Origin of the sequence: Algoriphagus jejuensis, from assembly GCF_039523455.1 — a bacterium.
In the GTDB taxonomy this organism is placed as follows: domain Bacteria; phylum Bacteroidota; class Bacteroidia; order Cytophagales; family Cyclobacteriaceae; genus Algoriphagus; species Algoriphagus jejuensis.
Genome location: NZ_BAAAFI010000006.1, coordinates 93,221 through 107,381, shown reverse-complemented (window position 1 = coordinate 107,381; position 14,161 = coordinate 93,221). Strand labels below are relative to the sequence as shown.

Here is a 14,161-nt window from a genome sequence, read left to right as displayed (position 1 = left end):
CGAGCGTGTAATTGAAGCCTAGCTTTGAAGTTCGGCATGTTTCTGTTTAACTCTCAGCATAAAGTCACTCAATACATTCATAAAGTTGATGAATGCATCATACGGCGTATCATAGGGACTGAAGTATTCGTGTACAGAGCCGTCAGAGAAGAACTTGGTACACATGTAGTAGAAGTGATCGGACGTTTGCAAGTATCCCCAGTCTCGCTGGATTTCGGGATCATCGATACCGTTCACGAGTTTTTCCAACTCATACAACCGGTCAAAAGCTTCGTCCTGCATGTCATTGCCCAGCCATGCCGTCAAATCACGTTCTTCGTCCGCCCAAGAGATCGGTACCGGGACATGGATCTTACTCACTGGAGAAACGTTGGCAGATACTTCTGAAGGTGTGGAAAAGCTAAAGTTGGATTGGCTTAGTACAGCCTCCGGGAGGTGTCGCATGAATTCGAAAATGCCGGTTTCTTCCCACTGATGCTCCCCGAAGGTTTCATAGTCCATAAATAGATTTAGAACCTGCTCTTCCTTTGGAATGGCGTTGATCCACTTGACAAATTTGTCTGTGGTCAGAGGATAGTCATTCCAGGATTTGTTGCTAAACCGGAAGGCAATGTCATCCGAAAGCAAGAAGTTCTTGAGCAACACTTTCAATTTCGGTTCGATCGAATTGGAATAGACATAATTGGGACTTTTCCATCCCAAGACGTGTTTTGCTCCTTCGGTCAAAACTGCCTCATAGCCGAGTTCGGCGACCATGGCCCCAATCTGATCTGAGTAGATCAGCTCGGTATTTCTGAAGACTTTGGGCGTATATCCATTGAAAAGCTGCTTGATTCGGTCTTGGTGTTTTTTTACCAGTAGCTGAAACTCATCCTTACTTTTCAGCGCAGCCAAAGAGTGTGTATAGGTTTCGTTCAGTAATTCTACCTGACCGGTGGCAACGAGCTTTTGGAAACTCTCCAACACATCGGGAGCGTATGCTTCCATCTGATCGAGAAAAGTACCAGATAGTGAAAAGGCTACTTTGAATTTTCCGTTGTACTGTTGGATGAGCTCCAGCAGCAGGGAGTTCATCGGCAGGTAACACTTTTGCGCTACTTTGCGGATTACATTTCGATTCAAGAAATCATCCCAATAATGATGGTCTTCCCCAATATCAAAAAATCGGTATGGTTTCAATCGAAAGGGCTGATGCACCTGAAAGTAAAAGCAGATGGTTCTCATGATCGTTCGGCTAAGGTTTTTTCGTAAACAGTGACAAGTTTGGCAGCTACGTGCTCCCACTTCAATTTTTTTAGTTCCTCGCTTCCCAATTCTTTGAACATCCGGGAGATCCCGTCATAGTGAAGTAGTGCAAAGATCGCATCAGCCATGGAATCGACGTCCCAAAAGTCCACCTTGATGGCGTTCCTGAGTACCTCTGCCACTCCTGATTGCTTGGAGATAATCACAGGAGTGTTGTGTCGGACAGCTTCGAGGGGAGCAATGCCAAAAGGCTCCGAGACTGAAGGCATCACATAGACGTCCGAGATCGCATACATGTGATCTACGTCGTCTCCTTTCAGAAATCCGGTGAAGTGAAAGCGAGTGGCCATTCGCAGTTCGGCCACCCGATCGATCATCCGATTGAGAAGGTCGCCGGATCCTGCCATTACAAATCGGACATTTGGATCGCGATCGATGACTTTTTTGGCAGCTTCTACAAAGTATTCAGGGCCTTTTTGAAAAGTGATTCTCCCCAGGAACGTGACGATTTTCTCAGGTACTTTTTTCTCATAGGCAGATTTGATGATGCTGGCATCGAGCACCGCATTGTGGAGGACGGTGACCTTGCTGGCTGGAATTCCGTACTTTCTGACTATGATGTTTTTGGTCAATTGGCTTACCGCTACGATATGGTCTGCTGCATGCATTCCTGCACGCTCGATGTCATAGACAGGTTGATTGACAGATTCGCCGGAGCGATCATATTCCGTTGCGTGTACGTGAACGACGAGAGGCTTTCCGCTGATTTCTTTTGCAGCAATCCCTGCCGGAAAAGCCAACCAATCGTGAGCGTGAATGATATCAAAACTGTTTTTGTCCCGGGCAATCTGAGCGGCCACCAGCGCATACCTGGAGACTTCCTCCATTAAATTTTTTCCATACTTGCCACTGAACTCAAACTTGTTGGAAAAGATGCTCTCATCTACATCTGTTCGGTCATGGATGGCGTAGTCGGTGAATTTTTTGAATTCGTCAGGACCTAGATAGGGTACCAAAAAACTGCTTACTTCCAAGTAAGTGAGGTTTTTCCAGAATTTCTTGAAACGCTTTTCGCGGTAGTCGATCCTGACATCGCTTGCATTGACAAAATCCGCCAGCGGCTCTTCATCACCCCACAGTTTGGGTACTACGAAGATCACTTCTTGGCCATGGTGGTTCATTCCTTTTACCAAGCCATAGCAGGCTGTGCCTAATCCTCCGGAAATATGAGGTGGGAACTCCCACCCAAACATTAAAACTTTCATAAAAAAGTCATTTTATATCCTTTTGACTAAGTCCATCATTCTAAGCAGTTCTGCTACGCTCCAAGCTTGTGATACGGAACCTTTAGGACGGTGTGGAGGATCTCCGTCGTAAATTTCTGCTACCGTTCCGACTCCAAATTGGGTCATGACTCCGTCAAAACCCTTGATTATTTTTTGAAAGAAATTCTTCGATGCTTTGCCATGCAGAGACAAATATCCATCTGCAAAATGTCCTAAGAGCCAAGTCCATGCAGTGCCGTTGTGATAAGCATGGTCTCTGCTGATCTGGTTGCCAAAATAGTATCCCTTATAGCCTGGATCGTCAGGAGAGAGTGAACGAAGGCCCCGGGTCGTCAATAGCTTTGATTTCACCATCTCTAGGATGATGTCATTTTTCTCTTCGCTGAGCATTTTGTAGGGTAGAGAGGTCGCAAAAAGCATGTTGGGTCGGATTGACCAGTCTTTTTCTTCGCCATTGACTACGTCTGCCAAATATTCATATTCCCAAGACCAAAACGCTCGCTCGAAGGAATTCCGAACCTTGGCGGCAAGGGTGGCGAATTCTTCTTCTTGTGTCAACTCATTGAAAAAGCACAGGGCGTTGTACCAAAGTGCCTGAATCTCTACCGGACAGCCGATACGGGGAGTGACCGGTCCATCTGGTGTGATGGCGTCCATCCAAGTGAGTGCCAGGTCAGGACGACCTCCCCAGATCAGACCGTCAGGCTGCATGTGGATATTGAAGTCCGTTCCATGCATGTATCCGTCGATGATGCCTCTTAGTTTACTGAGGTACCGATCTTTGATGGTTTTTGTGTCCCCTGTGTAGAGAATATATTGCTGCAGGCTCCAGAAAAACCACAGCGGAGCGTCTATTGAAGTCATGTTGGTAAAGTCGCCGCTGCCAATGTTCGGGAATAGAGGCCCTTTGAGATCCTTGGACATGGAGTCCATTATTTCCAGAAAAGTCTCCGTATCACCGCTGGTAAGGGTCAGGCCCGGAGCGGCTAGAAAGGTGTCTCTGCCCCACCAGCCGAACCATGGATATCCGGCGATTATCCTCGTGTCGCCATCTCTACGACGGATAAACTGCCCAGCTGAATTTCTCAGACAATTTTCGAAGTTGTTTCGTGGAATACGTCGAGAGATTTCTTTTTGAAAAGCGTTTTGGCGGGTTTTGGGGTCCGCTTCAGTTAACCCTGCGGAGAAAATAACCGACTCTCCCCTTTCAATATTGAATTCAAAAAAGCCTGGTGCAAAAAGGTCTTCCTGATACTCATAGCCCCGTTCACGTTCCTGAATGTATTCAATGTTGTGGTACCAGTCCGGCAAGGAAACGAACTCACCTTTCTTGGAGAGCTGCATGAAAAGCGGATCGTATTTGGGGTAAAGCTTGAACTTGACTCCATTTGGGGCTTTTTCAAAACTTTTATTAATCTGATCATTTTCCTTGATCAGGTTATGATATCCTCTGAAAGCCAGAAAGGGTTGAATCCTGATTTTGGTTGGCGAGTGGGCTTCAAGCAACGTGTAGCGAATCATCACCCGGTCACGATTGCTGTCCAAGATGAGCTCTTTTTGGAGAACCACACCGCCGACCCGATAGGTCAGTTTCGGGATAGGCTCAGAGTCAAAGTCTTCAAGGTATTTGTGACCTCTCGGTGAGTAATTTCCGGGATACTTGCTGATGCCCAGATTGAAGCTGGCTCCATGCTGAATGACAGTCTCATGGACGGTTGACAAAAAGACATGGTTTTGGGAATCGATCTGCGGCTGAGGAACCACCAGTAAGCCATGGTACTTACGTGTGTTACATCCGATAATGGTCGTACTCGTGTACGCGCCAGACCGATTCGTCCGAATAATCTCCCGGTCAAGGGAGTAATTCAGATTGATTAATTGGGTTTTATCAAAGTGGATATAACTCATAGGGGAAAAATTCTAAGAATTTAAAAATAGAGTTTTGTGGCGATAAGAAAAATTGTGAGTAAAAAATAAAAGGTTATGTTTTCATAACCTTCTTTTTGTGTAGATCTAAAATGATCAAGAACGAATCGCTTCTTTTTGAATTTCTTCGAAAATTCTTAGTGACTCTTCGAATTTCACAAAATAGTTGGTGACGACCCTGATATTAACCCGTTTTACCACCGGGAATCTTGGAGAGGACTTGTACAACGTAAACATCTGAGTGTGGTTTAGTTTTTTTCTTTTTTGACAAATGTTGTGCCAACTAACACCCGTAAAAAAAGCAAAACCCCTCTAAAAGAGGGGTTTGGGTGAAAGACCGGGTTCGAACCGGCGACCTCTGGATCCACAAACCAGCGCTCTAACCAGCTGAGCTACAATCACCGTGTGGCTTATTTGAAAAGGTTATTCTCAAATGGTCTGCAAAAGTAATAATTAAGACTACTTGGCGCAATACCAGTTTCAATTATTTCTCGAAAATGTGATTCTTTCCCCCTTCTTTTCTTCGTGAAACTTGCCGTCTTCGTACGCTAAGTGTCCAGAAACGATCGTATGGGTGACTTTTGAGCGGAAAGTGTGCCCTTCAAATGGCGACCATCCGCATTTAGAAAGGACGTTTTCCTTCGAAACTGTCCAAGGAGAATCCAGATTCACCAAGACTAAGTCTGCAAAATAATTTTCGCGGATGTAGCCTCTTCCCTGGATTTGAAACAGGATGGCCAGGTTGTGAGCCATTTTTTGGGCGATTTTTTCCAAGCTGATTTTTCCTTGATGATAAAAATCCAACATCGCCACCAGGCTATGTTGATTGAGCGGGCCTCCGGAAGGAGCCTTCAGGTAGGAGAGGGATTTTTCCTCCAAGGTATGTGGGGCATGATCCGTTGCGACTACATCAATCCGGCCGTCGAGCATGGCTTGGAAGATCTGATCTCGGTCATTCGCAGTTTTTACGGCTGGATTCCATTTGATCAGGTTGCCTTTGGTGGTGTAGTCTTCCTCCGAAAACCACATGTGGTGGATACAGGCCTCGGCCGTCACGCGCTTTTCTTCCAGCGGTATTGAATTGTCAAACAGCTCCAGTTCCTTGGCGGTGCTGATATGGAGGATATGGAGCTTGGTGCCGTATTTTTTTGCCATCGCCACAGCGCGGCTGGAAGCATCGTAGCAAGCCTCTTCCGAGCGGATCTTTGGGTGGTATTTGACGGGAATGTCCTCACCGTAGATCGCCTTGAACTCTTCCAAGTTTGCCTTGATGATGTTGTCATTTTCGCTGTGGATGGCGATGAGTGTTTTGCATTCTTTGAAAATCTGCTCCAAAACCTCAGGGTTGTCGACGAGCATATTGCCTGTGGAGGAACCTTGAAATATCTTCACGCCGCAGACGTTTTTAGCGTCGACTTTCAGAATTTCATCCAGATTATCATTCGTTGCCCCGAAGAAAAAGGAATAATTAGCGAGCGAGACCTCGGATGCACGGGTATATTTTTGCTCCAGAAGATCAATCGTGACCGACTGAGGCACCGTGTTGGGCATCTCCATGAAGGTCGTGGTGCCACCGGCAACCCCGGCTTTGGCTTCGGTATAGATCTCCGCCTTGTGGGTTAGCCCTGGTTCGCGAAAGTGTACCTGATCATCGATCACGCCTGGAAACAGGTGTTTCCCCCGTCCATCAATATGAATCTCAGCAGATTCGGCGCTCAAGTCGGTTCCGAGTTTTGCGATCCGGCCATCTCTGACCAAAACATCGCCCGGACTTATCCGGCCTTCATTGACTATATTTGCGCCGGTGATCAGGATACTTTTCATCGTTTCTTTTGTTTTCGATTTCAGATTTCTCTCCAAAAATAACAATCATGAGTGATGAGGCCTTAGGTTTTGATGCTTTTAAGCTAAACAAGCAATTGCTCGATGCGGTGGCTTCTGCGGGATATACCGCTCCGACGCCGATTCAGCAGAAAGCCATTCCGCTGGCTTTGGCCGGACACGACGTGCTCGGCGTAGCGCAAACCGGTACAGGAAAGACTGCGGCGTACGTGCTTCCGCTTTTGATGAAAGTGAAATATGCGCAAGGCCAACATCCACGCGCGCTGATCTTGGCGCCGACGCGGGAGCTGGTCATGCAGATAGAGGAAGTGGCCAAGCAGCTTGCCCAGAACACCGATCTCAGGATCGTCAGTTTATACGGCGGCTTGGGGCCAAAAACACAAATAGAAAACATCGCCGCTGGGGTGGATATCCTCATCTCGACTCCCGGTCGTTTTATGGATCTCTACCGAAAAGGAAATATCCTTCCCAAGGAAATCAAGACGATGGTCTTGGACGAGGCGGACAAAATCATGGACATGGGATTCATGCCTCAGATTAGGGCGATTCTCGAAATAATTCCATCCAAACGACAGAACCTGCTTTTCTCAGCGACCTTCAGTGCTCGAGTCGAAACACTGTCTGCCGAGTTTCTGGAATTTCCTGAGAAAGTCGAAGTCACTCCCTCTGCCACCACGGCTGAAACCATCGCCCAGGTCAAATACCACGTGCCCAATATTAAGACCAAGATCAACCTGTTGTCCCATTTGTTGGAAAACGAGGAGATCAGCCGGGCGATTATTTTTACCAGAAGCCGTAAAAATGCCGAGTCGGTTTTCAGCTTTTTGGAAAGGAAGAATATCGGTGAGATTCGCGTTATCCATGCCAACAAAGGTCAAAATACCCGGATTAACTCCATGGAGGATTTCAAAGGCGGAGAGGTTCGGATCTTGGTGGCGACCGATGTGGCTTCGCGAGGATTGGATGTGACGATGGTATCACACGTGATTAATTTTGACGTACCTCTTATATATGAAGACTACGTGCACCGAATTGGGCGAACTGGTCGTGCAGAGAATGAGGGCAAAGCGATCACATTTGTGAACCCAGCTGAGATCTATCACTTCGAGTGTATTGAAGATATGATCCGGATGCAGGTGGACTTGCTGGCGATCCCGGGCAAAGTAGACGTGCCGGATACGCCTTTCGAAGAAAAGCAAGCGTACGCAAGGGAGCTAGATCGCTTAAAGCAGCGGGACAATCCGGATTACAAAGGTGCCTTCCATGAGAAAAAAGCGATTCCCCCTAAAGTTAATATTGGCAAAGGAGAAAAAGTGAAGGCCAAAAAACACGTCAAGAAACCGAACAGGAATCAGATGAAGACAAAGAATCAAAAGAATAAGGGAAAATAGAAAGTACTTGGAAGTCAGGAGATCGATTCGGAAGCAGAGTTGCCGCGAATTCCATACTTGTAGAATCTTGACACTGGTCTTCTGAGGATTATAAATTAAAAAGGCTCCCAAATATTTCGGGAGCCTTTTTCTTATCTGTCAGTTCTGGTGTTGGTACCGTCCACAGGAGGTTTTTGCTCCCGGTTAGCTAGATCCCAAGTCGTGTGGAAGATCAACTGCGCCCGTTTGGTCATCAGTGGAAACTCGATCTTGTCTACCGTATCAGTCACCTGATGGTAGTCGTCGTGTACGCCGTTGAAAAAGAAGATTACCGGGATGTTGTGCTTCGCGAAGTTGTAATGATCTGAGCGATAATAAAATCTGTTTGGATCGTCGGCAGCATCGTAGCGATAATCCAAGATGAGGTTGGAATAGGTGATGTTGTTGTATTCGTTGATCTTCTTCAGGTGTGAAGAGAGCATCTCAGACCCGATCACATAGACATAGTCCTTGTTTTCCTCCTTGTCGTATTCATAGTCGATTCTGCCGACCATGTCAATGTTGATGTTGGTCACGGTGTTTGCTAAGGGAAAAACAGGGTTTTCTGAATAATACTCAGAACCCAAGAGGCCTTTTTCTTCGCCGGTTACATTAAGAAACAGGATGCTTCTTCTTGGCTTGATGCCGTCTTTGGCAGCCAAGGCAAACGCTTCAGCGATCTCAGTCACGGAAACTGTACCGGAGCCGTCGTCATCTGCGCCGTTGAAGACTTCGCCTTCGCTGCTTACACCCACGTGATCATAGTGTGAGGAGATGACGATTACTTCGTCTTTTTTGTCTGTCCCTTCGAGGTAGCCCATCACGTTGTAGGCCTCCACCGGAGATTTGGTTTTTACGACTTGATAAGTTGCTTTTTGCGAAGCGATGGTTTCCGGAGTTGATTTAGCAGCTTCTTTCAGAGTCTCTACCGGAGTACCGAAAAGTTGGGCCATCTTGTCTGAACTGACCATGAAGATTGGTCTTTGCTTGGTTTCTTGGTCAAAACCGATACGGCCTTTGTCAGTCAAAGTCTTGTATCTGCCGGCAATTCGGTCAAAGTTTGCCTGACCTTCCATTGACACGATCACGATGCCCGCAGCACCTGCATCCATCACTTTGGTCACTAGGTCGTTGCTACGAACTCCTACGGCCCAGAGTCCGACAAGTTTACCTTTGACGTCAACTTTCGTCAGGTTTTCATCAGTAACTAGTCCGAGAAATACCAGCTCAGTTTTAGCCGCTTTCGGCATGTTTCCATCACCGATGAAAACGAAGTCCTGATTTTCAACTAGCTTGTTTTTACCAACTTGGAGCGTAATTTTTGTGTATTTGGCGCTGACCAACGCAACAGCCTGCAAGTAGCTGCCGTTGACTGGCGCTGCAAACCCAAGACTTTTATAAAAGTCAGCCAGATAATTGGCTGCCAACTTTCCCTGTTCCGAACCAGTGTCTCGGCCGCCCATTTCGTCGGAGGCGAGATAAGTGAGGCGTTTAGTCAGATCCTCTACGGTGATCGTATTGGCATACTTCACCTGAGCGGGAGCTTGGGCAAAGCTTGGCAAAGCGAGTCCTATGGCCAAAGCACCGCTTAGTATAAATCCTTTGTTCATAAAATTTTGTGATTAGGGCTCTAAACTAGACAAAATTTTAACCCTTGGAAAAACCGTTTGTCAAGAAGGGGTGTTTTGAAGGAAATTATTCAGCGCAGCCAAAGTCTTTTCCTTTAAGAAATAGTACCTTTGCGCACTTAAAATCAGGATGATTTCAAACCCAAATACGTCACTCTACCCAAACGTACTTTATGCAGATCAATCTTTCTAATGCTGTCAAATTTCAGAACAGACACAATGGTCCCACTGAATTGGAAATCGTGGAGATGTTGGAGAAAATCGGAGCTTCATCTCTTGAGGAATTAATCAACCAAACTGTTCCAGAGGCCATTCAGTCTAAGCGTCCCCTAGACCTTCCAAAAGCGAAATTGGAATCAGAATTTTTGGCTGATTTCAAGAAATTAGCTTCCAAAAACAAAGTATTTAAATCCTTTATCGGGCTGGGGTATTACGATACCATCGTCCCAGGAGTAGTGTTGAGAAACGTGCTGGAGAATCCAGGATGGTATACTGCCTATACTCCCTATCAAGCCGAGATCGCCCAGGGAAGACTCGAGGCACTGATCAATTTCCAGACTGTGGTGATGGAATTGAGCGGGATGCAGCTTGCCAATGCCTCGCTTTTGGACGAAGGAACGGCAGCAGCAGAGGCGATGAACATGCTTCATGCTGTCAAGCCAAGGGAAAAGAAAAATGCCAATAAGTTCTTTGTAGACGAGAAGGTATTCCCTCAGACCAAAGCGGTTTTGACCACTAGAGCGGAGCCAATTGGTATTGAGTTGGTTGTTGGCTCGCTGGCAGATTTGGATTTGACAGATCCGGAGTTGTACGGGATCTTGATTCAATATCCGAATTCTGACGGAGCTGTTTCCGATTACTCTGCCTTGGTAGCTGCCGCAAAAGAGAACAAGATCACCACCGCATTTGCTGCCGATTTGTTGGCCTTGACGCTCTTGACTGCTCCAGGCGAAATGGGCGCAGACGTGGTCGTAGGTTCGGCGCAGCGATTTGGCGTGCCGATGGGCTACGGTGGGCCGCACGCGGGTTTTTTTGCAACCAAGGAAGACTACAAACGACAGATTCCGGGCCGCATTATTGGGGTTTCTCTGGATCGTGCAGGGAATAAAGCCTATCGAATGGCGCTCCAGACCCGAGAGCAGCACATCAAAAGAGAAAAAGCAACTTCCAACATCTGTACCGCTCAGGTTCTTTTGAGCGTGATGGCAAGCTTTTACGCCGTCTATCACGGCCCAGAAGGCCTGAAAAACATCGCTTTGAGAGCCCACGGTCTGGCTAAATTGACTGCGCAAGCGTTGAAGCAAGTCGGACTTAAAGTGGCTGATCAGCACTTCTTCGATACCATTCAAGTGAAGATGAGTGACGTAGCGAGAGAAAGAGTGAGAGGCTTGGCACTGGGCGCTAAGATGAACTTCCGATACGACACTGATTCCGTTTTCATCACTTTTGATGAGACCAAAAGCTTGGAAGATGTCAAAACCATCGTGAATATCTTCGCGGCGGAAGAAGGAAAGCATACGCTTGACTTAAATGAACTGGTGGCAAACCTGGAATTGGATCTCCCAGAGGGCTTGAATAGAAAATCAGAATACCTGACACACCCGGTGTTTAACAGCTACCACTCGGAGCATGAAATGCTTCGCTATATCAAGCGGCTCGAAAACAAGGATCTTTCATTGGTGCATTCCATGATTTCTTTGGGTTCTTGCACGATGAAGTTGAACGCAACTGCTGAGATGATCCCGGTGACTTGGCCGGAATTCGGACAGCTTCACCCTTTTGCTCCGATGGATCAGGCGCTTGGCTATCAGGAGCTTTTTACCAATCTTAGAACTTGGCTCACGGAGATTACCGGTTTTGCAGATACCTCCCTTCAGCCCAATTCCGGTGCACAAGGCGAGTACGCAGGCCTGATGGTCATTCGGGCATTTCACATGAGCCGTGGTGAAGGTCATAGAAATGTAGCTTTGATCCCTACCTCCGCTCACGGCACCAATCCTGCATCTGCAGTGATGGCCGGGATGAATGTTGTCTTGGTGAAGTGTGACGAAAAAGGAAATATCGACATCGAAGACTTAAGAAAAAAGGCGGGCGAGCATGCCAACGACCTCTCTTGCCTGATGGTAACTTACCCATCTACGCATGGTGTATTTGAGGAGGGGATTCGTGAGATCTGCGACATCATCCACCAAAATGGCGGTCAGGTCTACATGGACGGCGCCAATATGAATGCACAGGTTGGATTGACTTCGCCAGGTGGTATTGGTGCTGACGTGTGCCACTTGAACTTGCACAAGACATTTTGTATTCCTCACGGCGGCGGTGGACCCGGCATGGGGCCGATTTGCGTGGCTAGTCACTTAGCCCCTTTCCTTCCAGGGAATCCGATGGTGAAAACAGGTGGTGAATTCGCTGTTTCTGCTATTTCATCGGCACCTTACGGTAGTGCCAGCATTCTGCCGATATCTTACGCCTATATTGCAATGATGGGCGGAGACGGGTTGACGAATGCGACCAAGATGGCGATCTTGAACGCCAACTACATCAAAGAAAGATTGAGTGGTCACTTCCCGATTCTCTATACTGGTACCAAAGGGCGGGCAGCGCACGAGATGATCGTGGATTGTAGAGCGTTCAAAGAGGTAGGAGTAGAAGTGGAGGATATTGCCAAGCGATTGATGGACTACGGCTTCCATGCTCCGACTGTTTCTTTCCCCGTTGCGGGGACCTTGATGATCGAGCCGACGGAGTCTGAGACCAAAGCCGAATTGGATAAATTCTGCGATGCCTTGCTATCTATCCGGGCGGAGATCCAGGAGATCGAAGATGGAAAAGCTGATCGAGTAGAAAACGTGTTGAAAAATGCGCCTCACACTGCTACGATGGTGTTGACCGGAGAGTGGACGCTTCCATACACTAGAGAAAAAGCTGTGTTCCCATTAAGCTTTGTGAAAGAGAATAAATTCTGGCCAACCGTGAGACGGATCGACTCTGCCTACGGTGACAGAAACTTGGTTTGTAGCTGTATTCCTGTAGAGGAATATGCCGAAGCAACAGAGCAGGCGTAACTAATACGCAAAGACACCAAAAGGGGCTCCCGAAAAGGAGCCTCTTTTGTTATTGGAGAAATTTTTCAAACGTTGACATGTCTTTCGGCATGGTAAGACGAACGTACCAAAGGCCCTGACTCCACATACTTCAATCCTCTAGCCAGCCCTTCATCTCGATATTCCGCGAAAAGGTCAGGATGGATAAATTCAGCCACTTCGATGTGCATCTTGGTCGGCTGGAGGTATTGTCCCAAAGTCAGGATATCGCAACCGTGGGCAGCCAGGTCATCCATTGCTTTCAAGACCTCTTCCTTTTGCTCTCCCAATCCCAGCATGATACCGGTCTTGGTTCGCTTGCCGTACTCCTTGGTCAGTCTGATCTGCTCTAGGGAGCGCTCGTATTTTGCTTGAGGTCTTACTCGACGATAGAGACTTCCTACAGTCTCCATGTTGTGGGAGACAACTTCCTGACCACCGTCAATCATTCGGTATAGAGCATCCCAATTGGATTTCACATCTGGAATGAGTGTTTCGATGGTCGTGGCAGGAGAGAGTTTTTTGGTCTGCACAACGGTCTGATACCAGATCTCGGCACCTTTGTCTTTCAGTTCGTCTCTATTGACTGAGGTGATCACAGCATGCTTCACGCCCATTAGCTTAATGGCTTCAGCTACTCGACTCGGCTCATCGGTATCGTACTCTGGCGGACGGCCGGTTGCCACTGCGCAAAATGAACACGATCGCGTACAGACATTCCCTAAGATCATGAAGGTAGCAGTTCCTGCTCCCCAACATTCGCCCATATTGGGGCAATTTCCGCTTTCGCAGATCGTGTGAAGTTTGTGTTCGTCGACGAGTTTTCTGACTTTGGCGTATTCTTTTCCTACAGGCAATTTTACGCGCAGCCAGTCTGGCTTTTTGCGGCGGGTTGCCTCTTCGGATATTACGGGTAATTCAATCATCACTTTCGGATTTGTTGCAAAGGTAATTTAGACGGGGTCAAAAGCCAATTTCTACTATTGGCGGAATCCGTAATAAAAGGTCAAATAGGCCGATTGGAAGATCTGATTGTTTTCGGTGGTCGGGATTAGGGGAATTTCCTTGTTATATCCCTCAAGCATATAGCCAACTTCCACTCCGGTAGCACTACTTCTGAACACACCAAATTCAAACATCAGGGCGGCTTTTAAAGTTGCGCCGAATGCGACCTCTGATTGTCCAAGTCCTTCCAGTAGACGGCCGGTGCCTAGGATGTTATAAATGCTCTGGTGTTTTTCCGCGTCGTACTGTTCAGTCACGGTTTCCACACGGTTGATGGCGTATTCGATGTAGTAGGGTGCAATAAGTCCGATTGTCGGGCCGACAGCTGCCAAAGCACTAACCTGCACGCCTTGATTCGGTGCTTTTTTGAAAAGAATTATTTCACGCCCATAATGTGGACGGATCGCATAGAGGTAGTTAGACTTGCCGAAAATAAAGCTGTTGCCCAAAACGGTATTGTACCTGTCCTCCTTCGGGTTTTTTACATTGGATAGCTCTATACCCCAAAATGAAAATTGGGTGTCATCGATGCGTGTGCCGGCTTTGAAAACAAATCCTCCGATCAGCCCACCGTTGGTGTTTTTATTGATCCCAAAGAGGTATTCTTTTTCGTATTCGTAGTTGCCCACATCCTCTCTTTGGGAAAATGCTTCCAGGCTACTAAGGAGAAAAAAGACGGGTAGGATTAATTTCAGCTTGCTCATTCGAGTTGGTCGAAAATATTGCTCTATTTT

General features: G+C 47.2%; 9 protein-coding genes and 1 tRNA gene. 2 read left to right on the top strand and 8 right to left on the bottom strand.

The window, feature by feature from the left end; translation table 11 throughout:
* Positions 1 to 18: 18 nt before the first annotated feature.
* The 5 genes from ABD031_RS07440 to ABD031_RS07420 all read right to left on the bottom strand — a co-directional run bounded on the left by ABD031_RS07440 (position 19) and on the right by ABD031_RS07420 (position 6,281).
* Positions 19 to 1,224 carry a glycoside hydrolase family 57 protein gene (locus tag ABD031_RS07440; RefSeq protein WP_343849931.1) on the bottom strand — a complete coding sequence of 402 codons (1,206 nt, stop codon included), beginning with the start codon at positions 1,222 to 1,224 and terminating at the stop codon, positions 19 to 21.
* Entirely contained in the window at positions 1,221 to 2,510 is a 1,290-nt protein-coding gene (locus ABD031_RS07435; protein ID WP_343849929.1) for a glycosyltransferase family 4 protein, read from the bottom strand. The genes ABD031_RS07440 and ABD031_RS07435 overlap by 4 nt, the downstream gene beginning before the upstream one ends.
* A 12-nt stretch (positions 2,511 to 2,522) precedes the next feature.
* The gene (locus tag ABD031_RS07430) at positions 2,523 to 4,439 is read right to left on the bottom strand and encodes an amylo-alpha-1,6-glucosidase (protein ID WP_343849927.1); all 1,917 of its coding nucleotides are present in this window, start codon (positions 4,437 to 4,439) and stop codon (positions 2,523 to 2,525) included.
* Between the two features lie 345 nt (positions 4,440 to 4,784).
* A tRNA-His gene (locus tag ABD031_RS07425) sits at positions 4,785 to 4,860 on the bottom strand.
* A gap of 77 nt (positions 4,861 to 4,937) precedes the next feature.
* The gene (locus tag ABD031_RS07420) at positions 4,938 to 6,281 is read right to left on the bottom strand and encodes a dihydroorotase (RefSeq protein ID WP_343849925.1); all 1,344 of its coding nucleotides are present in this window, start codon (positions 6,279 to 6,281) and stop codon (positions 4,938 to 4,940) included.
* Between the two features lie 47 nt (positions 6,282 to 6,328).
* On the opposite strand from ABD031_RS07420, the gene ABD031_RS07415 reads away from it, so the two are divergent.
* Positions 6,329 to 7,690 (top strand): DEAD/DEAH box helicase, encoded by a 1,362-nt coding sequence (locus ABD031_RS07415; RefSeq protein WP_343849923.1) that lies wholly within the window; start codon positions 6,329 to 6,331, stop codon positions 7,688 to 7,690.
* Between the two features lie 131 nt (positions 7,691 to 7,821).
* Here ABD031_RS07415 and ABD031_RS07410 read toward each other — a convergent pair whose 3' ends face one another.
* Positions 7,822 to 9,318 (bottom strand): M28 family peptidase, encoded by a 1,497-nt coding sequence (locus ABD031_RS07410; RefSeq protein ID WP_343849921.1) that lies wholly within the window; start codon positions 9,316 to 9,318, stop codon positions 7,822 to 7,824.
* 191 nt (positions 9,319 to 9,509) lie between these two features.
* Between ABD031_RS07410 and gcvP the strand changes: the two genes are divergently transcribed.
* Entirely contained in the window at positions 9,510 to 12,404 is a 2,895-nt protein-coding gene (gcvP, locus tag ABD031_RS07405; protein WP_343849919.1) for an aminomethyl-transferring glycine dehydrogenase, read from the top strand.
* 65 nt (positions 12,405 to 12,469) lie between these two features.
* Here gcvP and lipA read toward each other — a convergent pair whose 3' ends face one another.
* Positions 12,470 to 13,348 (bottom strand): lipoyl synthase, encoded by an 879-nt coding sequence (lipA, locus tag ABD031_RS07400; RefSeq protein ID WP_343849917.1) that lies wholly within the window; start codon positions 13,346 to 13,348, stop codon positions 12,470 to 12,472.
* A 54-nt stretch (positions 13,349 to 13,402) separates the two neighbouring features.
* Positions 13,403 to 14,131, bottom strand: a complete 729-nt coding sequence (locus ABD031_RS07395) for a hypothetical protein (protein ID WP_343849915.1) — start codon at positions 14,129 to 14,131, stop codon at positions 13,403 to 13,405.
* Positions 14,132 to 14,161: the final 30 nt, after the last annotated feature.